The organism is Flavimarina sp. Hel_I_48, from assembly GCF_000733945.1.
GTDB lineage: Bacteria > Bacteroidota > Bacteroidia > Flavobacteriales > Flavobacteriaceae > Leeuwenhoekiella.
On the sequence record NZ_JPOL01000002.1, the window covers coordinates 2091002 to 2111146 of the forward strand.

19 protein-coding genes are annotated in these 20145 nt (G+C 41.5%); 10 read left to right on the forward strand and 9 right to left on the reverse strand.

The window, feature by feature from the left end:
* Positions 1 to 5: 5 nt before the first annotated feature.
* The 7 genes from P162_RS09235 to P162_RS09265 form a co-directional block, all read right to left on the reverse strand.
* Positions 6 to 518 carry an OmpH family outer membrane protein gene (locus P162_RS09235; RefSeq protein WP_031427053.1) on the reverse strand — a complete coding sequence of 171 codons (513 nt, stop codon included), beginning with the start codon at positions 516 to 518 and terminating at the stop codon, positions 6 to 8.
* A 98-nt stretch (positions 519 to 616) separates the two neighbouring features.
* On the reverse strand, positions 617 to 1594 hold the full coding sequence (locus P162_RS09240) for an OmpH family outer membrane protein (protein ID WP_035916979.1): 978 nt from the start codon (positions 1592 to 1594) through the stop codon (positions 617 to 619).
* A gap of 66 nt (positions 1595 to 1660) precedes the next feature.
* On the reverse strand, positions 1661 to 4279 hold the full coding sequence (bamA, locus tag P162_RS09245) for an outer membrane protein assembly factor BamA (RefSeq protein ID WP_031427055.1): 2619 nt from the start codon (positions 4277 to 4279) through the stop codon (positions 1661 to 1663).
* 4 nt (positions 4280 to 4283) lie between these two features.
* Positions 4284 to 5024: an isoprenyl transferase gene (locus P162_RS09250; protein WP_031427056.1), complete on the reverse strand. Its 741-nt coding sequence runs from the start codon at positions 5022 to 5024 to the stop codon at positions 4284 to 4286.
* A gap of 10 nt (positions 5025 to 5034) precedes the next feature.
* The gene (locus P162_RS09255; RefSeq protein WP_031427057.1) at positions 5035 to 5733 is read right to left on the reverse strand and encodes a DUF6089 family protein; all 699 of its coding nucleotides are present in this window, start codon (positions 5731 to 5733) and stop codon (positions 5035 to 5037) included.
* A gap of 98 nt (positions 5734 to 5831) precedes the next feature.
* Positions 5832 to 6716 carry an NAD kinase gene (locus tag P162_RS09260; RefSeq protein ID WP_031427058.1) on the reverse strand — a complete coding sequence of 295 codons (885 nt, stop codon included), beginning with the start codon at positions 6714 to 6716 and terminating at the stop codon, positions 5832 to 5834.
* Between the two features lie 19 nt (positions 6717 to 6735).
* The gene (locus P162_RS09265) at positions 6736 to 7395 is read right to left on the reverse strand and encodes a CBS domain-containing protein (protein WP_031427059.1); all 660 of its coding nucleotides are present in this window, start codon (positions 7393 to 7395) and stop codon (positions 6736 to 6738) included.
* A gap of 88 nt (positions 7396 to 7483) precedes the next feature.
* Between P162_RS09265 and P162_RS09270 the strand changes: the two genes are divergently transcribed.
* From P162_RS09270 to clpX, 8 genes are all read left to right on the forward strand, one after another.
* The gene (locus P162_RS09270) at positions 7484 to 8197 is read left to right on the forward strand and encodes a pyridoxine 5'-phosphate synthase (RefSeq protein ID WP_031427060.1); all 714 of its coding nucleotides are present in this window, start codon (positions 7484 to 7486) and stop codon (positions 8195 to 8197) included.
* Entirely contained in the window at positions 8194 to 8964 is a 771-nt protein-coding gene (locus tag P162_RS09275; protein ID WP_031427061.1) for an alpha/beta fold hydrolase, read from the forward strand. Before P162_RS09270 ends, P162_RS09275 begins: the two co-directional genes overlap by 4 nt.
* A 111-nt stretch (positions 8965 to 9075) precedes the next feature.
* On the forward strand, positions 9076 to 10350 hold the full coding sequence (locus tag P162_RS09280) for an OmpP1/FadL family transporter (RefSeq protein ID WP_031427062.1): 1275 nt from the start codon (positions 9076 to 9078) through the stop codon (positions 10348 to 10350).
* Positions 10351 to 10364: 14 nt separating this feature from the next.
* Positions 10365 to 11936, forward strand: coding sequence for an SGNH/GDSL hydrolase family protein (locus P162_RS09285; protein WP_031427063.1), 1572 nt, complete (start codon positions 10365 to 10367; stop codon positions 11934 to 11936).
* A 110-nt stretch (positions 11937 to 12046) separates the two neighbouring features.
* Positions 12047 to 12388, forward strand: coding sequence for a phage holin family protein (locus P162_RS09290; protein ID WP_031427065.1), 342 nt, complete (start codon positions 12047 to 12049; stop codon positions 12386 to 12388).
* 187 nt (positions 12389 to 12575) lie between these two features.
* Entirely contained in the window at positions 12576 to 13895 is a 1320-nt protein-coding gene (gene tig, locus P162_RS09295) for a trigger factor (RefSeq protein WP_031427066.1), read from the forward strand.
* 168 nt (positions 13896 to 14063) lie between these two features.
* Positions 14064 to 14753: an ATP-dependent Clp endopeptidase proteolytic subunit ClpP gene (gene clpP, locus P162_RS09300; protein WP_031427069.1), complete on the forward strand. Its 690-nt coding sequence runs from the start codon at positions 14064 to 14066 to the stop codon at positions 14751 to 14753.
* Between the two features lie 153 nt (positions 14754 to 14906).
* Positions 14907 to 16139 (forward strand): ATP-dependent Clp protease ATP-binding subunit ClpX, encoded by a 1233-nt coding sequence (clpX, locus tag P162_RS09305; protein WP_031427070.1) that lies wholly within the window; start codon positions 14907 to 14909, stop codon positions 16137 to 16139.
* Positions 16140 to 16250: 111 nt separating this feature from the next.
* Here clpX and P162_RS09310 read toward each other — a convergent pair whose 3' ends face one another.
* Positions 16251 to 16826 (reverse strand): pentapeptide repeat-containing protein, encoded by a 576-nt coding sequence (locus P162_RS09310; RefSeq protein WP_081868407.1) that lies wholly within the window; start codon positions 16824 to 16826, stop codon positions 16251 to 16253.
* Positions 16827 to 16843: 17 nt separating this feature from the next.
* On the reverse strand, positions 16844 to 18370 hold the full coding sequence (locus tag P162_RS09315) for a GH3 auxin-responsive promoter family protein (protein WP_031427072.1): 1527 nt from the start codon (positions 18368 to 18370) through the stop codon (positions 16844 to 16846).
* Between the two features lie 254 nt (positions 18371 to 18624).
* Between P162_RS09315 and P162_RS09320 the strand changes: the two genes are divergently transcribed.
* Both P162_RS09320 and P162_RS09325 read left to right on the forward strand, forming a co-directional pair.
* On the forward strand, positions 18625 to 19422 hold the full coding sequence (locus P162_RS09320) for a DUF2797 domain-containing protein (protein WP_031427073.1): 798 nt from the start codon (positions 18625 to 18627) through the stop codon (positions 19420 to 19422).
* Positions 19423 to 19779: 357 nt separating this feature from the next.
* Positions 19780 to 20139: a BlaI/MecI/CopY family transcriptional regulator gene (locus tag P162_RS09325; RefSeq protein WP_031427074.1), complete on the forward strand. Its 360-nt coding sequence runs from the start codon at positions 19780 to 19782 to the stop codon at positions 20137 to 20139.
* Positions 20140 to 20145: the final 6 nt, after the last annotated feature.

Genomic DNA, 20145 nt, shown 5'->3' on the forward strand with positions numbered 1-20145 from the left:
TAATCTTAGATACCCAATGCTTTTTTCACATCTGGCATAAGATCATAACCATCTGCAAGTAAAAGGCCGGTACCGGTTGTGCTGTCAAGTACATAGTTGTATCCTTTATCACGTGCTATCTTTTGAATAGTGGTACGTGCTTTCTCATAGACTGGCTTAAGAAGATCAGATTCTTTTTTCTGCATATCCTGCATAGCCGTCTGGCGATACTCAACGATTTTGTTACGGGTCTGCTCAACTTCCTGCTGACGGCTCATGTTCTCCTCGTCAGTTTTAGTTTCTGCCTCACGGCTATAACGTTCCATTGTTTTTTGTAGCTCCTGGCCCATGGTCTGCATCTCAGCTTCGTAAGAAGATTGTATTTTTTGCATTTCTCCCTGTGCAGATTTGAATGCTGGCATTTGTTCAAGCAATTCTTGTGTTGCAATATGTGCAATCTTAGAGTCCTGCGCCTGTGCAATCCCGTTCATTCCTAAAATCAAAGCGATCGCTAAAACTAAGGTTTTCATTTGTTTCATTGTAAAAGTAATTTAATGGTAAGTGTTATATGATTATTTACGTTTTAAGTTCCGTATGCTGCCTTTTCTAAGGCCACCCTACGGCAGGGTGTTTATCGTTAATTTATTGAATCTTTTTTACGTTGCCTTACCTGCATAACCGAATCTTTTATACGCTGACGTGCCTGCAATATAGAATCTTTTCTGGCTTGGCGTGCCTGTAACAACGCTTTTCGTCTTTCTTCGGCAGTTGGAACATTGTTGTTTTCTTCTTGCACGGCTGCACTTTCAGTTGTTTCTGTGTCTCCGCCTTCACGGGCACTTGTTATAGAATCCCTGCGCTGCTCACGTTCTTGTAAAATACGCTGGCGGCGCTCTTCAAATTCCCTCTTTTTTGCTGCGCGCAGGGAATCCCGTTCTGCCTTGCGATCCTGAACGAACTGTTCCCGTTCTTCCTGCTTTTCGTCAATGGCTTTTTCCCTTTCGGTGACTTCGCGCTCTTCTTCTACGCTGCGCGCATCATCCCTTTCCACTTCCTTACGATCGCCTCGACTATTAGTTTGTTTCCTTTTTGATGCACGATTGATACTTAAAAGTACCTGATCGCTGACATCATTTCTATCATTTGCATAAAGCATCACCAGATCTGCCGATTTATCGAAGATAAAATCATACTTACGTGCCTCGGCGAGCTCTTGAACCGCATTGAAAACCTGATCTTGTACCGGCTCAACCAATGTACGGTTCTGGATCATTAAGTCCCCTTGCGGGCCAAAGCGTTTTTGCTGATATTCAAAAAGTTCATTTTCTACAAAGGCGATTTCTTCCTGACGCTCTGCAACTAATTCCTCTGTAAGCAATACCCGTTCATTCTCAAGCGTTTTTTTCATCTGCTCGATGGAACTTTGTTTTTTCTCAATTTCAATTTTCCACTGATCTACTTTGGCATTTAAAACATTCTGCGCTTCCTGATATTCAGGGACATTTTCAAGGATATAATCCATATCAATGTAGCCTATACGCATACTGCGTTGTGCACTGGCACAAAAACCAACCATAAATACTAAAAAACTCAATAAAAAGGCTTGTTTTCTCATATGCAGAATGGTATTAGAAAATATCGTGCCAAATTTGAAAATGCTTTTTAAGTTATTTTTATCCTATTAAAATTGCTGACCAATAATAAAGTGTGTTTCCCATCCATTAGGCCCTACAGTACCTGGTATGGGGTCAAATCCATAACCGAAGTCAATACCCAGCAGACCAAAAGCGGGCATAAATATACGAATTCCAGCTCCAGCGGATCGATTTAACAAGAACGGATTGTAGTCCCTAAAATTGTCATAACTTGAACCACCTTCAGCAAAGGTGAGCATGTAAATAGATGCTGATGGCTTTAAGGTAATAGGGTAGCGCAGCTCAAACTCAAATTTATTGTAAAGAGTTGCACCATCGTTTACATTTAAACCAGAATTACTATCTCTGTCTATAGGAGTCACCCGTTGATTAGGATAACCGCGTAGTCTTATAACCTCCCGGCCGTCTAATGCGTAACCTCCCAGACCATCTCCCCCTAAAAAGAAGCGGTCAAAAGGTGGGATACCACGATCGTTATTATAGGCACCAAGGAAACCGAATTCCATTTTGCTGCTTAAAACCAACTTACCAACCAACGATGTAAACCACTGACCTTCCATTTTCACTTTATAGTATTCCAGCCAGTTAAAGCGTTCCTGGTCTATTTCACCTCTTCGTTCAATCATTTGCGTGCTAGCAGTCTGTGCATTTACAGCGGCTTGCAATGGCGCACGTTCTTCGGCTAGTGCTTTGTAATCTACCCCATTAAAAAGAGAGTAGGGCGGAGTTAATTTGGCTGTTAAGCTAAATTTTGAACCACTTCGAGGAAATATAGGGTTGGCATCTCCTTGATTTCTTGAAATCCCAATGGTATAGGCCAGGTTTTCTGAAGATCCTTCCCCAAACGTAAAGAGCCCCACGTTGTAATTTTTTAGGTCAAAATGCTGAAAGCTGATCGCATGGGAGATGTAGAAATAAGGATCTGGAAGTTCCAGTCGTGTGCTTATCCCAACAGATCCACCGGTGATGGTAAAACGTTGATCAGTATTTGGTCTAGCTTGACGACGGCCCGGTTGAAAATCGTAGCGAAATTGTGTACTGTGGCTAAAAGAAATAGAAGCCTGTACCGGTTTTTTACCGCCTAACCAGGGTTCTGTAAGTGAAGCACTATAGGTGCGGTAAAATGTACTTGCCTGTGCCCGTAAGCTAAATTGTTGCCCATCACCCATAGGCAGTGGCTTATACGCTTCTTTGTTAAAAATATTCTGTATGGAGAAATTATTGAAGGTAAGTCCAAGTGTACCCACAAAACCACCACCACCGTAACCGCCTTGTAATTCTATCTGACTTGCGCCCTGTTCTACCAGATCATAATTGATATCAATAGTACCGTCATTAGGGTTTGCATTGAGAAATTCTGGGTTTAATTGTTCAGGGTCAAAAAAGCCAGTTTGTCCCAGTTCGCTTACCGTTTGTAAAACTGCAGCCTGACTATAACGCTGTCCAGGTCTTGTGCGCAGGTTACGGTAGATCACCCGGTCTTTTGTTTTGTCATTACCTGAAACTGTTATTCTGTCAAAAAAGGCCAGTTTACCTTCGGTAATACGTATTTCAAAATCAATGGTATCGTTTTGTACGTCCACTTCTACAGGGTTTATACTTGAAAACAGATATCCGTTGTTTTTGTAAAGGTTAGAAAGATCGTCTGCCTGAGGATCGCCTCCTTTTGAAATACGGTTTTTAAGCAATACGCCGTTGTACACGTCGCCTTTAGAAAGACCTAGTTGACGCTGCAACTCATTGTCTGTATACACACTGTTTCCTATGAAATCAATGTCGCCTATATAGTATTTGTCACCTTCTTCTATATTAAGGTTAAGGGAGATGCGATCATCACTATCGCGTACCAGTGTATCAGAAACTATACGGGCATCACGGAAACCTTTTTCCTTATACTTTTCAATTATACTTACTTTATCTTCTGCGTAATCCTCTTCTATATATTTCGATCTTTTCCAGAACCTAAAGATGTTGCGCTCCTTGGTATTCTTCATCTGCTTGCGCAGTTTTGCATCAGAGAGCTGCTCGTTGTTCTCAAAGTTGATGTCCGTAATTTTAACTTTCCCGCTTTTCTCAATGTTGATCAACATGTCCACCTTGTTTGAGGTGCTGGATGTGTCAACCACGGGCTTGGTAATGATGGTTACGTTAGAGTTGAGATAACCGTCTTTTTTATATTTATTTTCAATATAAAATTTGGTCTTGGTGATTAGGTTTTCAGTGACTTTTGTACCTTTTTTAAGATCATTGTCCTCTTTGAGCTCTTTGGTCTTTTTCTCTTTGATCCCTGTAATGGTAATTTCATTAAGTTCAGGAACCTCTTCTACCACAAGCTCCAGATCTGCTACGTTATCGCGCACGTCCTTAACATTAAGGCTTATATCGCTAAATAAGCCAATGGCCCAGAGTTTTTTTATGATCTCACTAATGCGGTCACCGGGAAGATAAACGAGATCGCCGGTTTTAAGACCGGTATAGGCTATGATCGTCTGTTCATTATATTGCTGGGAGCCTACTACGCTTATGGTACCTATTTTGTACTGTTTTCCCTCTCCGGCTAGTGGAGCGGTCTGTGCTTGTACTGTAGTGGTATGGATAAAGCAGTAAAAAAGGACTGCGGTAATAAGGCTTGCTTTGATGGGCATCTGCTCAATTAATTTGCTCACTCGTCTTTCCAAATCTTCTTTCTCTTTTCTGATAATTATAAATTGCTTCGTACAGATGTTCTTTAGTAAAATCGGGCCACAATACAGGCGTAAAGTAGAGTTCAGCATAGGCGATCTGCCATAGCATAAAATTACTTATACGTTGCTCCCCACTTGTCCTGATCAAAAGGTCAACGTCTGGCAGGTCATGAGTGTACAAATGTTCTTTAATGACTGCATCGTCAATTAAATGTGGCGAAATTAAGTCTTTTTTAACTTTAAGGCTTATTTCCTTTACGCTTTTTATTAATTCTTCCCGTGCGCCATAACTCAGCGCCAGGGTTAAGGTCATACGCGAATTGTTCCTGGTTTTTTCGATAACCTCTTCAAGCTCCCGCTGTGCTTTAGCGGGGAGGGAACTCAGATTGCCAATGGCGCGCAGGGCAATATCGTTGTCCTGCAGTGTCTTTATTTCTTTTTTTAGGGAAGAAACCAATAATTTCATGAGTGTATCCACTTCAATCTTTGGGCGGTTCCAGTTTTCAGTTGAAAAAGTATACAATGTCAAATACCTGATCCCCAGCTCTGCACTGGCTTCTACCGTTTCCCTCACCGCTTTGCTTCCTTTCTTATGGCCAGCAACACGCATAAGACCCTGGCCTTTTGCCCAGCGGCCGTTACCGTCCATGATCACAGCGATATGCTGTGGCAGTTTTGACGTGTCTATTTCCTCAATAAAGTTCATAGATGATTGATTAAAAGCCGCAGTAACACGGCTGTCTGCCAAAGGTATAGGTAAGTATTATTCCGCTAAATACATACCAGTCATTATTATTTGGATTGCCAAAGGGGCCAGAATCTATTTCGGGGCCCGGTGCGCTACCGTCAATATTATCTGTAAACATATAACGGGCACCAACTTCTGCCGCTAAAATAAAACGCCTGCTTATTGCTTTTTTATACCCAATTGCAATAGGGATCGAAAAATCGAATTCATTACCAAAATCCCGCAATACAAGATCGCCATTTTGATCAAAGCCCTGACCATGCTCCTTGTGATAAAAATAATTGATCCCTGCAAACAAGTAGGGTGTACCGGGCAAACTGAAGCCACGGGTCATATCAAACTCCCAGAAGGTATATTCAATACCCAGTGAAGCTTCCACAACGGGGCTTTTAAAAGACAAACCTCGTTGCTGGCGACTGGTTTCATCAGAGTCCAGATCATTTCCTTCAATATTACCAGCTAAAATACTTGCCCTAAAAGAATGCCTTGGACTACGATTCCATTTTAAAATTCCGCCTACGGCTGGCGTATTGGGATAAATGTAGTTTGTTCTACCCACATCTCCTATATAGTTTAGCCCACCAGCCATCACACCTATTTCATAGGTCTGGGCGACTGCCGTGCAGCAACAGATCATGGCGATCAATACAACCGTCAAATGCTTCATAGGTTTTAAAAAGTTTGCAAATATAACAATAAAGTGCAGCCCATGGCAATGCATGGGCGGGTCTTTCTGATAAACAGCAAATTCGGCTAATTATTGCCTTAATTGCGCTTATCTTCCCCCCATAGAAGTTTTTTGCGCAGTGTAGTGAGAAAGGTATCTTTTTCAAGAACTACCAGTTTGATTTTAAAAGAGGCTTTTTTAAGGATGATTTTAGTTTCCACGGGAAGTGTTGCTATTCTTGAATCCAATGAAACCAAATGCTCTTTTTCCCTGCCCGAAACCCGTATGGTTATTTCAGTGTCATCTGGGACTACAAGAGGCCTGGCGTTGAGGTTGTGCGGTGCAATTGGCGTTATTATAAAACTTGGGGTCGTGGGCATGATCACCGGGCCGCCACAGCTCAGGGAATATCCGGTAGAGCCTGTGGGTGTAGAGATTATAAGTCCGTCAGCCCAGTAATTGGTCAATTTTTCACCATTCAAGTGCGTTTCCACAGAAATCATGGAGGTGCTGTTCTTTCTACTCACCGTGATTTCGTTGAGCGCAAAGTTGAGTTCGCCCAGGTTGTCCTCTTCACCTTCACATCGCATACTAATGAGGGAGCGTTCTGTAATGCTGTAGTTGTTATTAAAAATATCCTGAATGCTATCTGCAAGTTGCTCTTTTTGTACGGAAGCCAAAAAGCCTAAACGACCTGTATTTATACCTACAATAGGAATATTAAGATCCCTTATATAGGTAATAGTCTGTAAAATAGTACCATCGCCCCCTATGCTGAAGAATAGGTCGTAACTATCGTCAAGTTCTTCAAAAGTGCTAAAATGAGAATAGGTTTTATTAATTTGTTCGTTGTCATTGATGAGTTTGAGAAAATACTCTTCAATAATCACCTCGGCATCTTTTTGGTCCAGGATATCCAGCAACTGCTGCACGTAAATACCAGAATTTTCATGATAAAACTGTCCGTAGATGCCTACTTTCATTTGTGATGTTTTTTTCAACTTATATATTTAAATACTTCTCCAGATAATCAGAACGTTCCCGTAGGTCAATAAGATAAGAATCTTCCTGGTGTTCAGAAATAACCTCATAGCCATACCTTCTAAAAGACTGCAATAATGCATTTAAACCTACGTCGCCACCTACCTTTAAGGAAAGCTGAACCATATCCTGATCAAATTTTGATATAAAAGCACCAAGTATTTTACCCTCATTGGATTCTACGATCTGGCTTATTTCACTAAAACTATAATCAAAAATACCCTTTTCAAGGACTAAAATAGTGCCTTCCTCGCTCAAAAATGGAGTCTGGTTAAAGTAATTCATGACATCCTTGAGTTCATAGTAACCCAGGTACCTGTTCTGGGAATCGAGTACGGGCATGATATTGGTCTCATTCTGGCCAAAAGCCTCAAGGGTATTCAACCAGTTTGATCTTTCCCTTATAAAAAACCCTTCATATAAGTGCGTTTGCTCGTCAATGTGCTCATCAGCTTCATGGCAATGCACATCGTTTTCGGCAAGACATCCCAGGTACACTTCTTCCCGCATAACCGGTATGTGGGAATAGGTTGTTTGCGAAAAAAGTTCCTGCGCCTCGCCCATTTTACTCTTTTCGGTAAGGGGCGCTATATCGTTTATTATATAATCAGTAAGAGTCATAACGAGCTTTTATGCAATTTAATTAAAAAAACAAGGCCAAGCCTAGGGTACTTCGTATTTTTGTCGAACAAAGATAGATGAACTGACAATGACAAAATTAAGCGTTAACGTAAATAAGATTGCCACATTGCGCAATGCCCGTGGTGGCAATATCCCCAATCTAATTAAAGTAGTTAGGGACATAGAACGATTTGGTGCACAAGGTATCACGATACACCCCAGACCAGACGAGCGTCATATAAAATATGAAGATGCCCGCGATCTAAAGAAAGTGGTGAGTACTGAGCTGAATATAGAAGGGAATCCTCTGGAGAAGTTTATCTCGCTGGTTCTTGAAGTGAAGCCAGACCAGGTTACCCTGGTGCCAGACACCGTAGATGCTATTACTTCAAATGCGGGCTGGGATACCCTAAAGAACAAATCTTTTTTGAAAGAGGTAATCGCGGAATTTAAAAGAAATGGGATAAGAACCTCCATTTTTGTGGATCCTGACAATAAAATGATTGAAGGTGCAAAAGAAACGGGTACAGATCGTATAGAACTTTATACGGAAGCTTTTGCGACAGGTTTTGCCAATGCGAACAAAAATGCGGTAAAACCCTATGCTGATGCCGCATTGTTTGCAGACGATCTGGGTCTTGGCATAAATGCCGGGCATGACCTTTCTCTCGATAATATAGAATTCTTCAATAACAGCGTTCCACATCTCATGGAAGTATCCATAGGGCATGCGCTGATAGCCGAAGCCTTATATATGGGACTTGAAGAAACGATTCACAAATACCTAGCCTTGCTAAAATGAAAGATATCCATAGCAATATATTAGGCAAGGGGACCCCTTTTATCATACTTCACGGCTTTCTGGGCATGGGGGATAACTGGAAAACCCTGGGTGGGCGGTTTGCCGAAGCTGGTTATGAAGTACATCTTATAGATCAGCGCAATCATGGGCGCAGTGTAAATAGTGATGATTTTAGTTATGACCTCATGGCAGAAGACCTGAAAAAGTATTGCGACGAGCAAAAACTGGATCAGATCATCCTTTTGGGACATTCGATGGGAGGAAAAACAGCAATGAAATTTGCAGTCAACTACCCAGATCAAGTTTCAAAATTGCTTATTGCCGATATAGCACCAAAGTATTACGCACCACATCACGAGCAGATATTAGAAGGGCTCACTGCGCTACAGGCGAATGAGGACGCGCGTACCTCTCGTGGTGACGCAGATGAATTTCTAAAGCAATACATTCAGGAATGGGGAACCCGTCAGTTCCTGCTAAAAAACCTCTATTGGAAAAAAGATAAGATTTTAGCGCTGCGCTTAAATTTACCGGTGCTTAAAAATGCCGGAGAGACCATAGGGGAGGCTCTTGAAGAAAATGAGCGCTATGAGGGAAAAACACTTTTTCTGCGCGGAGGAAAATCCGCATATATAAAGGATTCTGATTTCAACCTTATAAAAACACATTTCCCAGAAAGTGAGGTTATAACAGTTCCTGATGCCGGTCATTGGTTACACGCCGAAAATCCTGATTTTTTTTACCGCGAAGTAATAAATTTTTTATAATATTACTACTAATTATTGCTATGCATGCATAATAAATGGCTGTTTATTGCCGTTTTCTTAGTTATGCTGTGAATTTTTGAGGATATTAAAACAACCAATTACTATTTCCCCATGAAAAAACTTTTAGGAATTTTACTTTTTTTTAGCGCCTTTACTGCAGTCTATGCGGGTGGATACCGCGTTGCAATACAGGGTCAGCGTGGTCTCGCTATGGGGCACACCGGCGTTGCCTATGTAAATAGTGCAGAACTAGCCTTTTTTAACCCCGCTGGTCTTGTTTATCTGGAAGATCGCCTTAATATCTCGGCCGGTGTAAGTGGTGTTTTTTCTAATGTAACCTGGCAAAACGAGAATTTTGGGCAGGCATCAAAGACAGATAGTCCCATGGGAACACCCTTTTATCTTTATGCCTCCTACGCGGCCACAGATTGGCTTAGTGTAGGTCTTGCGGTTTATACGCCTTATGGCAGTAGTGTAGAATGGCCCACAGACTGGGCGGGTTCTCATCTGGTAAATAATATTGAGCTGCAGGCTATTTTCGTTCAGCCATTGGTTTCCTTAAAAATTTCCGAAAAATTTAGTGTGGGCGGTGGACCTATTTTTGTTACCGGAAATGTGAATTTTAACCGGAATGCCAACCGTACCTTAACGGATCTGGAGGGCAACCGCGCAAACGTTACCGTTGACGACTCTGGCGTAACAAACTGGGGCTGGTCACTTGCAACGATGTTCAACTTTACAGATCACTTTAGAATAGGTGCGCACTACCGTTCTGAAATCATACTTGACTCTAAAGATGGGGATGCGACTTTTGCCAATTTCCCAAACAATACAGGGCAGCCACTGGTGGTGAATCCTACAACGGTAATTCCTTCTAACGGTACAATTGGGTTTAATGCGTCCTTGCCCATGCCGGCAGAAATGACCGTGGGACTTTCTTATGACAAGGAGAAATGGGCGTTCAATTTTGATTACTCCAGGACGTATTGGGATGTATATAATAACCTGGACATACTATTTAGTAATGGCGGCGAGGCGATAAACCCACGGAATTATAAAAATTCCTCTACTTACAAATTCGGTGTACAGTATGATGCAAACGAACTGATTTCACTTAGGGCTGGTTATTATTTTGACGAATCACCGGTTCAGGAAGGTTATTTTGCCCCGGAAACACCTAGAAACGATGCTGATGGTTTTACCGCTGGTGTTTCATTTACCGTCAATAGCCATCTGGCCATTGACGCGTCTTTTCTATACCTCCGTTTTGAAGAAGTAGATGCCTCATACAATTTCTATTCTGAAAATGGCCAAAATGTACCCTTCGGTGGAACCTACAAATCCAGTGCTTTTGTGCCAGGGATAGGAGTAAGTTACAAATTATAAGTTTAGCAAAAATGATGAAAAATTATATCAAATATTCCGTAGTACTTGCACTGGGTTTACTGGCCTGTGAGCCAGAATTGGAAAATCCCATTGATGAGGATGATTTTTATACTTCCGGCACGGCAGACCTTTCTAATTTTGTGGCTCTGGGTAACTCGCTTACCGCTGGTTATGCAGATGGCGCGTTGTACATTACCGGTCAGCAAAACTCCTTTCCCAATATTCTTGCAGGGCAATTTGCACTCGCAGGTGGTGGCGAATTTACCCAGCCTCTAATGGCCGACAACCTGGGTGGTTTTTCCGGTTTGGCAACATTTCCCAATAGGCTGGTCCTTTCCCCTGGCGGCGACGGTCTCTCGCCCACACGCCTTGGCGGGACGCCCGCTACAGATTTTACTAATGTGCTTTCGGGGTCTTTTAATAATATGGGTGTTCCCGGCGCAAAGAGTTTTCACTTAGGTCTTGCAGGCTATGGTAGTGCGGCAGGCGTTTCCGCAGGTACTGCAAATCCATATTTCGTGAGGTTTGCTTCATCGCCAGATGCCACGGTAATAGCGGATGCTGTTGCTCAGAACCCCAGTTTTTTTACGCTTTGGATAGGTAACAACGATATACTTTCTTTTGCTACCAGTGGCGGGGTAGGTATAGATCAAACGGGTAACCTTGATCCTGCGACCTACGGTTCTAGCGATATTACAGATCCTAATGTATTCGCCTCTGTTTACAATACTTATGTGAGTGTTCTTACCGGCCTTACTCCAGATGGTATTCTTGTAAATATACCAGATGTGACCTCCATACCTTATTTTACCACCGTTCCATTTGCACCGCTAAATCCGGCAAGTCCAGATTTTGGCGCGCAGATTCCTACCTTAAATGCAACATTTGCCCCCATAAACCAGGCGTTTGCATTTTTGGGAGTTCCTGAACGTTCTATTCAGTTTAGTGCAAATGCTGCCAGTGCGGTCGTGATTATGGATGAGTCTATGCCTAATATCTCCCAGCAGCTGACCCAGGTTTTGATAGGTGGTGGACTTGATGCTGGTACTGCGACAGTCCTGGGACAGCAGTTTGGGCAGGCCCGCCAGGCGAATGAAAATGATTTGCTTGTACTTCCCAGCTCTTCCATTATAGGAGAGCCTAATGCAGAATATATGCAGCAACTTATTGCTATGGGAGTGCCGGAGCAGTTTGCCGCACAACTTTCGGTAAATGGAATAACCTATCCGCTTCAGGATCAATATACATTGACCGCTAGCGAACAGGAAATGGTCTCTACAGCTCAGCGTGCATATAATCAAACCATTGCTGCACTTGCCGCTGCTAATGATCTTATACTTATAGATGCGGAAGCAATTTTAAACCAATTAGCAGATGGCGGGATTTCCTATGATTCTGGAATGTTGACATCAACTTTTGCTACCGGCGGCGCGTTTTCATTAGATGGCGTTCATCCCACACCACGCGGGTATGCATACCTTGCGAATGAAATGATCGCAGCGATCAATAAAAAATATGAAGCGAATATCCCAAGGGTAAATCTAGGCGATTACAATACGATCAGCGTTTCTGCCAGCGCAGACTAAAATTTCTGAATTTGCTTTAAATGATAAAAAAATCGGCCTTTTTAGGCCGATTTTTGTTGGTTTTAAGGCTATTTTTAGCTGTTTTTTGACAAAAATGAAATCCTATTTCTATGAAAATACTATTAAAATTAGTGGTTACTGCCATTGCCGTGCTCGTTTTGGCCAACCTGCTACCGGGGATCTATGTAGATTCATTCTGGACATCGCTTGTCGTGGCCGTTGTTCTGGGTTTGCTTCGGTTGATCGTTAAACCTGTCCTTGTGCTGTTGACGCTTCCCATTACCTTACTTACTTTAGGTCTGTTCCTCCTTATTGTCAATGCGATCATTATTTTGATGGCGGGATATCTTGTTTCAGGTTTTGGGGTAGAAAGTATTTGGTACGCATTGATATTTAGCGTGCTTTTATCCTTATTACAGTCCGTTCTTTTCGGTTTAATTAAAGAGGAATAGGACACGATTTGCCATTTGACAAATGCTAATCTGAGCAATATTAAAATCTGCTTTTCCGTATTTTTTTGTGCTTTTCATCTAAATGTCTGGCAGATGAATACGACTCTCTAATATGGAAACTTGGCAAGGATGCAAAAAAAGTGTACTTTTGCACTCCAATTTTTATCTCCAAAATTCTATATAGCAAATGAATATCACAAGAGAAAATAAAGACGAGCTTAATGCGGTAGTAACCGTTGAGATTGCAAAAGATGATTACAACGAGAAAGTTCAGAAAATACTGAAGGATTACCGTAAATCTGCCAACATCCCCGGTTTTAGAAAAGGTCATGTGCCCATGGGACTTGTGAAAAAACAATACGGAAAGGCTGTGCTGGTAGAAGAGGTAAACAAATTATTGCAAAGTTCCCTTCAGAAATACCTTACCGAAGAAAAATTAGAAGTGCTGGGCAACCCATTACCTAAAGATCAGCAAGATCTTAACTGGGATTCTGAAGATTACAAATTTGAGTTCGAGCTTGGGCTTGCGCCAAAATTTGAACTTGACCTGAGTCCGAAAAAAGAAATTACCGCTTATAAAATTGTGGCAGATGATAAAATGCTTGACAATCAGGTAAAAACGATCCAGAAGCAATACGGTAAAATAAAGAGCCAGGACGAAGTAGCGGAAGGCGTGGAGATCACAGGTTCTTTTATTAATGAAGACGCTGAGGTAAACAAGCACACCACTTTTGAAATCAGCAAACTTGCAGATGCCCCTAAAAAAGAGTTCATCGGTAAAAAAGAAGGCGATACGGTTACCATAAATACAAAAGGCCTCTTTACGGAAGATGCCAACTATTTTGCGCACCTGGGTCTTAAAAAAGAAGAAGCTGAAGAGAAGAATGCTGATGTAACGTTGAAGATAGAAGAGATCAACCTGCGCGAACCAGCAGAATTGAACAAAGAGCTTTTTGATAAACTTTACGGGGAAGACGCCGTAAAAAGTGAAGAAGAATTAAAAGCTAAAATCAAAGAGGAAGCGGAAGCCCAATTTGAACAACAAAGCGATCAGCAGTTGCTCAACGATGTGACTGAAACCCTTCTTGAAGAAACCAAATTTGACCTGCCATCTGAATTTTTGACACGTTGGATACAACGTTCAGGAGAAAAAGAATTAACGGAAGAAGAAGCAAAAGCAGAATTTGAACGTTCAGAAAAAGGACTGCGTTACCAGCTTATAGAAGGTAAGATCATAGCAGACAATGAGTTGCAGATCACTTTTGAGGAAATCAAATCTTATGCTAAAGAAATGATCAAGGCGCAAATGGCACAATACGGTCAGGCAGATCCAGAGGAGAAACAATTAGATGATATCGCGGCACGTATATTGAGCAACCAGGATGAAGTAAAGCGACTTTCTGAACAGTTGATGAACAAAAAGTTATTGGAATTTTTTAAAGAGAAAGTAAACACAAAAACCAAGGAAGTAAGTTTTGATGATTTTGTGAAAGAAGTTTATAACTAGAGCCTTAGTAGAAAATATAGTATCTTTAAGGCGTTTGACCTAGTTAGTTAAACGCCTTTTGTTTTCTGGTTAGGATCGTTTTACCCGCTAAGTAAACTGAAAATAATGTGAAACTTCCAGCCCTATAATGGTACTGGAAAGATTCAATTTAAGGTAAAGAAGAAAAAAATGGATTATAATAAAGAATTTAAGGATTTTGCGACTAAAGATCAGGGAGTCAACAGTATGTACTACGACCAGATCATGAGCAGCATGTATCCCGTGTCCCTGACACCTAATATTATTGAGGAGCGTCAGATGAACGCGGTTGCCATGGACGTTTTTTCCAGGCTGATGATGGATCGTATCATCTTTATGGGAACCGGTATTAACGACCAGGTGGCAAATATCATACAGGCACAGCTTCTGTTTCTTGCCAGTACAGATTCCTCAAGGGATATCCAGATATATATCAACTCTCCGGGAGGTAGCGTTTATGCAGGTCTGGGTATTTATGACACCATGCAGTTTATCGCACCAGACGTAGCTACGATTTGTACCGGTATGGCAGCGTCTATGGCCGCAGTACTTCTTGCAGCAGGGGAAAAAGGAAAACGAAGCGGTTTGACACATTCCCGTGTCATGATCCATCAGCCTATGGGCGGTGCTCAGGGTATGGCCAGTGATATTGAGATCACGGCCCGTGAGATTTTGACTTTAAAAGAAGAGCTTTATAAGATCCTCGCAAACCATTCTGGTCAATCGTATGAAAAAATAAACGAGGATAGTGACCGTGATTACTGGATGAAGGCAGATAAAGCCTTGGAATATGGTATGATAGATGAAATCCTGACCAGGGACAATACCAAGAAAAAATAAGGCTGCAAAGCGTATGAAGCCTTGACAAAACGTCATAAACAGATCGTATCTAACGCTATTGCGAAGTACCCCACTCAATAGTTCATAAGATAATTTGTGCGCATTCAAAATAACAAAGTATACGCTAAAAGTGGGATTTTAAAACACTAGATTATGGCTAAAGAAGAGTTAGAATGCTCATTTTGTGGAAGAAAAAAACCGGAAACCAATCTGCTTATCGCAGGTCTGGATGCCCATATTTGTGATCGTTGTATAGAACAAGCACATGGTATTGTTCTGGAAGAATCAAAAGAGACCCAGAACGGCGATCTCTCCAAAGATTTGATGCTTAAAAAGCCAAAGGAGATCAATGCTTTTCTGGATCAATATATTATAGGGCAGGAGTATACCAAGAAGGTTATGGCCGTTGCGGTATATAACCACTATAAGCGTCTGGTTCAGCCCGGAAATGATGAAGATATAGATATTCAAAAGAGTAATATCATCATGGTAGGGCAGACCGGTACCGGAAAAACCTTAATGGCCAAGACCATTGCCCGTATGCTTAACGTACCCCTCGCAATCGTGGATGCAACAGTACTTACAGAAGCAGGTTATGTAGGTGAAGATGTGGAAAGTATCCTTACACGCTTGTTACAGGCAGCAGACTACGATCTTGAAAAAGCACAACGTGGTATTGTTTTTATTGATGAGATTGACAAAATCGCACGCAAGAGCGACAATCCTTCCATTACACGTGATGTAAGTGGTGAAGGCGTTCAACAAGCTTTATTGAAACTGCTGGAAGGGACAACGGTAAACGTTCCGCCAAAAGGGGGTAGAAAGCATCCAGATCAAAAGTTCATTGAAGTAAATACTGAAGATATCCTGTTTATCGCCGGTGGTGCCTTTGACGGTATCGAGCGCGTGATCAGTAAACGCCTTAATATGCAGGCGGTAGGTTTTAGCGCAAGTAAAAATGAAGATGTTTACGAGAAGGATAACCTACTGAAATATATCATTCCGAAGGATCTTAAGGATTTCGGTCTGATCCCCGAGATTATAGGTCGTCTGCCCGTACTTACATACATGAACCCACTGGATAAAGAAGCACTTCGCGCCATTCTTACAGAGCCTAAAAATGCCATTATCAAACAATACCAGAAGCTGTTTGAAATGGATGAGGTCGAATTTGAGATTACCGGTGAAGCTTTAGACTATATTGTGGGCAAAGCGATGGAATATCAGTTGGGCGCCCGTGGACTTCGTTCTTTATGCGAAGCGATCCTTACCGATGCCATGTTTGAACTACCAAGTTCTGAAGAAACGGAATTAAAGGTTACCCGCGATTATGCAGAGCGGAAGTTGGCCAAATCAACCATTAAAAAGTTGAAAGCGGCCTCTTAGAATCATAGGAGTAGAATAAAAAACCTGTCTGATTTGAAAGAATCAGACAGGTTTTTTTATGCTTTATAGGTTTAAAAATTAATAAAGCTTATTTATTCGAAAACAGGATATTCAATCTAAAATCAGATCATATTTAGATAACAATCCCTGCAAGGCTGGCCAGGAGAATTTCGCTTTGCGCACTTTATTTTCTTCAAGATTGATACGGTAATTTAGGGCAGACCGAAAATCAGCACCGCTCAGATTGGTATTTTCAAAAGTAGTCCCCGCAAAATCTGATAGATCAAAAATGGCCTGACTTGCATCACATTCAGAAAAATTGGCTTCTTTGATAGAGCAATCTAAAAATGAGGTTTTAGCGATTTTTTTACCGGTAAAATCAGAAAAATCAAGTACGCAGTGATCAAAATTCACAGAAAATAAAAAGTCGCTGCACACGCTAAAGTTGACCCCCAGTAAGGTACAATCCTGAAAAGAGCAAGAGTCCAACTGACTTGTATCAAGTTTGAGCATCTTAAGATTGCATCCCGTAAAAGTACAATTAGTAAACGTACAGGAAAGAAAACAGGCTTCAGAAAAATCACAAGCTATAAAAGAGCAACCGTCATATTCCACATGGCGTATAGTCCTGGAAGGAGACTTTAGTTTTTCAAAATCGGTATCTAGATAATGGGATTCGGTCATCATTTCGGTAAAAAAAGGTCTTAAATAGGCTGTTTTTCGTTCATTTTAAGTAATTCTTCAAGGTACTCGCGCGTATTGCTCAGACGTGGTACTTTGTGCTGGCCGCCTAGCTTGTTTTTTGTCTTCAACCAGTCGTAAAAAAGATTTTCACGACCGTAGTGAATTGTAGGCTCATTCAAGGTGAGGTTGTTAAAACGTTTGGCCGCATAATCACTGTTTATTTCCTGTAGTGCCTTGTCCAAGGTTTCTTTAAACCGTTGAAGGTCTCTGGGCTGGGTTTTAAATTCAATGATCCATTCGTGTGCGCCTTTTTCTTTTCCCTTCATAAAAATGGGCGCTGCGGTGTACTCCACAATTTCAGACTGCGTCAGGGCCGTTGCTTTTTTAAGGGCTTTTTCGGCATTTTCAATGATTAATTCTTCTCCAAATGCGTTGATATGGTGCTTCGTCCTGCCGGTTACTTTAATACGGTAGGGGCTTATCGAGGTAAACCTGATCGTATCGCCCACTTTATAGCGCCACAGGCCGGCATTTGTGGTAATAATCAAGGCATAATTGATCCCAAGCTCCACCGCGCTCAGCGGGATAGGATTTTGATTCCCTGAGGCTGGGCCGCTCATGGGAATAAATTCATAAAAGATACCGTAATCAAGCATCAGCAATAATTCTGAAGAATCATTTTGATCCTGGATCGCAAAAAAACCTTCTGAAGCATTATAGATTTCGTAGTATTTAAAACGAGACCGCGGGAGTATTTTGTGGTACTGTTCGCGGTAAGGTTCAAAGCTCACCCCGCCGTGAAAATAGACTTCAAGATGTGGCCAGATTTCAAAAATATGGCGTTTTTGCGTGGTTTCAAGTACCGTATTGAGCAATACGAGCATCCAGGAAGGAACGCCCGCGAGGCTGGTCACCTTTTCATTTATGGTTTCATCTACAATGGCCTGCATTTTGGTTTCCCAGTCATCCATAAGTGAAACTTCATTGCCCGGGGTGCTACTGAATTCGGCCCAAAAAGGCATATTATCTATCAGAATAGCCGATAAATCCCCATAAGAAGTCCCCTTGTTCTCGTATAATTTTTTGCTCCCGCCCAGGCGCAGGCTTTTTCCCGTAAACATTTGCGCCTCGGGATTGTTATTTAGGTAAATGCAAAGCAGATCCTTGCTTGCGGCATAATGGCAATCCTCAAGAGACTCAGGGCTTACGGGAATATACTTGCTGCGCGCGTTTGTGGTGCCACTGCTCTGGGCAAACCACCTAATGGGCGTGGGCCAGAAGATATTGGCCTCGCCCTGCCTACCGCGTTCTATTTTTTCCATAAAGCACTCGTAGGAAGTTACGGGAACGCGATTGGCAAACTGCTCATAATTCTTTATGCTCTCAAAATCATAGTGTTTGCCCAGTTCGGTGTTTTTTGCGCGTTGTACCAATTTTAAAAGTACTTCCTGCTGTACATCGTGAGGGTATTTTATAAAGAGCTCCATCTGGTGGATGCGCTTTTTGAGGAACCAGGACGCGACCGAATTGACTAAAGGAATAGGCATTTTGTTAGTATCTTTGGTTTTCTCTTAAAGGCATAACAGTTGGCTGTTTTAGCAAATGTCTTTAAGGGATTTAAAGTTAGGTTTTTCTAAATTTTAGGTACTGAAGTTACGAAATGGGAGCGGTTTTGATCCGTTTTTTTTCAAAACCAAACGCGTTTCGGCAGTAATCTTTAGAATTTTCCAAAAATACGTTTTTCCGATAATTTATTTAAAACGTCTGCGAAAGCATTCCGCAAAACAACAAAAGTTATTTTATGCACTATCAAGGGGTACTCACTAAAATGAAAACAGAATTTCAAGAACCTGTACACTATTACCTGCTGTTTGAATCTGATTTTATACATGTGAACCAACTATTAGATAAGCACATACATATAGAATTTTTACGGTATCAGTGCCTTGCCTGCGGAAAAAACAAGAAAATTTACCGTCAGGGCTATTGCTATGATGACTTTTTTAAACTTCCGCAAACGGCAGACTGGGTCATACGCCCAGAACTTAGCACTGCACACTTAGACCAGGAACACCGCGACCTGGCCTATGAAAAAAGTGTACAGCTCAAACCGCATGTGGTTTATCTCGCAAACAGCAGCAATATAAAGGTTGGGGTGACCCGAAAAACGCAGGTTCCCACGCGGTGGATAGATCAGGGTGCGCATGAGGCCATTGAAATCCTGGAAGCGCCTAACCGTTTCCTTGCCGGTATTACCGAGGTTGCTCTAAAAGCGTTTGTCGCAGATAAAACCAACTGGCGAAAAATGCTCAGAAATGATATTGAGGATGAGGATCTCTTCGCGCAGCGGGAAAAACTAAAAGGCTACATTCCAAAAGAGGCGCAGGATTATTTTATAAGCAGCACGCAGGAAACCCATATTAAATTTCCCGTATTGCGCTATCCCACGAAACTGAAAAGCCTCAACCTTGAAAAAACCCCGAGCTTTGATGGGGTTTTAAAAGGGATCAAAGGCCAGTATCTGATTTTTGAAGATGATACGGTTTTTAATGTGCGCAACTCTGAAGGTTATGTGGTAAGCATTAAAGTTTCTACTTGATTTTTTTAATGCGAAACGCTTCCCCTCTTTTCAAGGAAGGGGTGGCCGCGAATGTGGCCGGGGTGGTTAAAAACGTGAACTTAAGGTAAAACCACTTTACGTATCCAACCCTTCCGTCACCTGCGGTGCCACCTTCCCTTGACAAGAGAAGGAGCTTTTTTTTTGAAAAAAGCGACCAATAGCGCCGTAAAAACCTTTATAAAAGGCTTATTTACTGTCCTTTTAAGTTATTTTTTTAAGTAGTTCTTTGGGTAGAAGTATACAAATTCCTTATTCCTATGAATAATTAAACTAAATAATTAGTTTAAACTAAACATTTAGGTATATTTGTAAAAGAAGTAATTCAAATACCCGTACATGAAACAGTTGACAAAAGCAGAAGAAGAAATAATGCAGATCCTCTGGGATCTCAAAGAGGCGAATGTGGCCACGATTATTGAGAAAATGGCTGAGCCCAAACCTGCTTACAATACGGTATCAACGATTACGCGCATTCTCGAAAACAAAGGTTTTGTGGATTATAGAAAAGAGGGCCGTGGCCATATTTATTTCCCAATAGTGGAAAAATCGAAATACAGCAGTGACTCCATGAACAAAATGGTAAACGACTATTTTAATGGAAGTTTTAAAAGCATGGTTTCTTTTTTTGTGAAGAAAAAAGATATGAGTGTTGCAGAACTGGAAGCGATACTTAAGGAAATCAATAAAGAAAAATAATTCTGA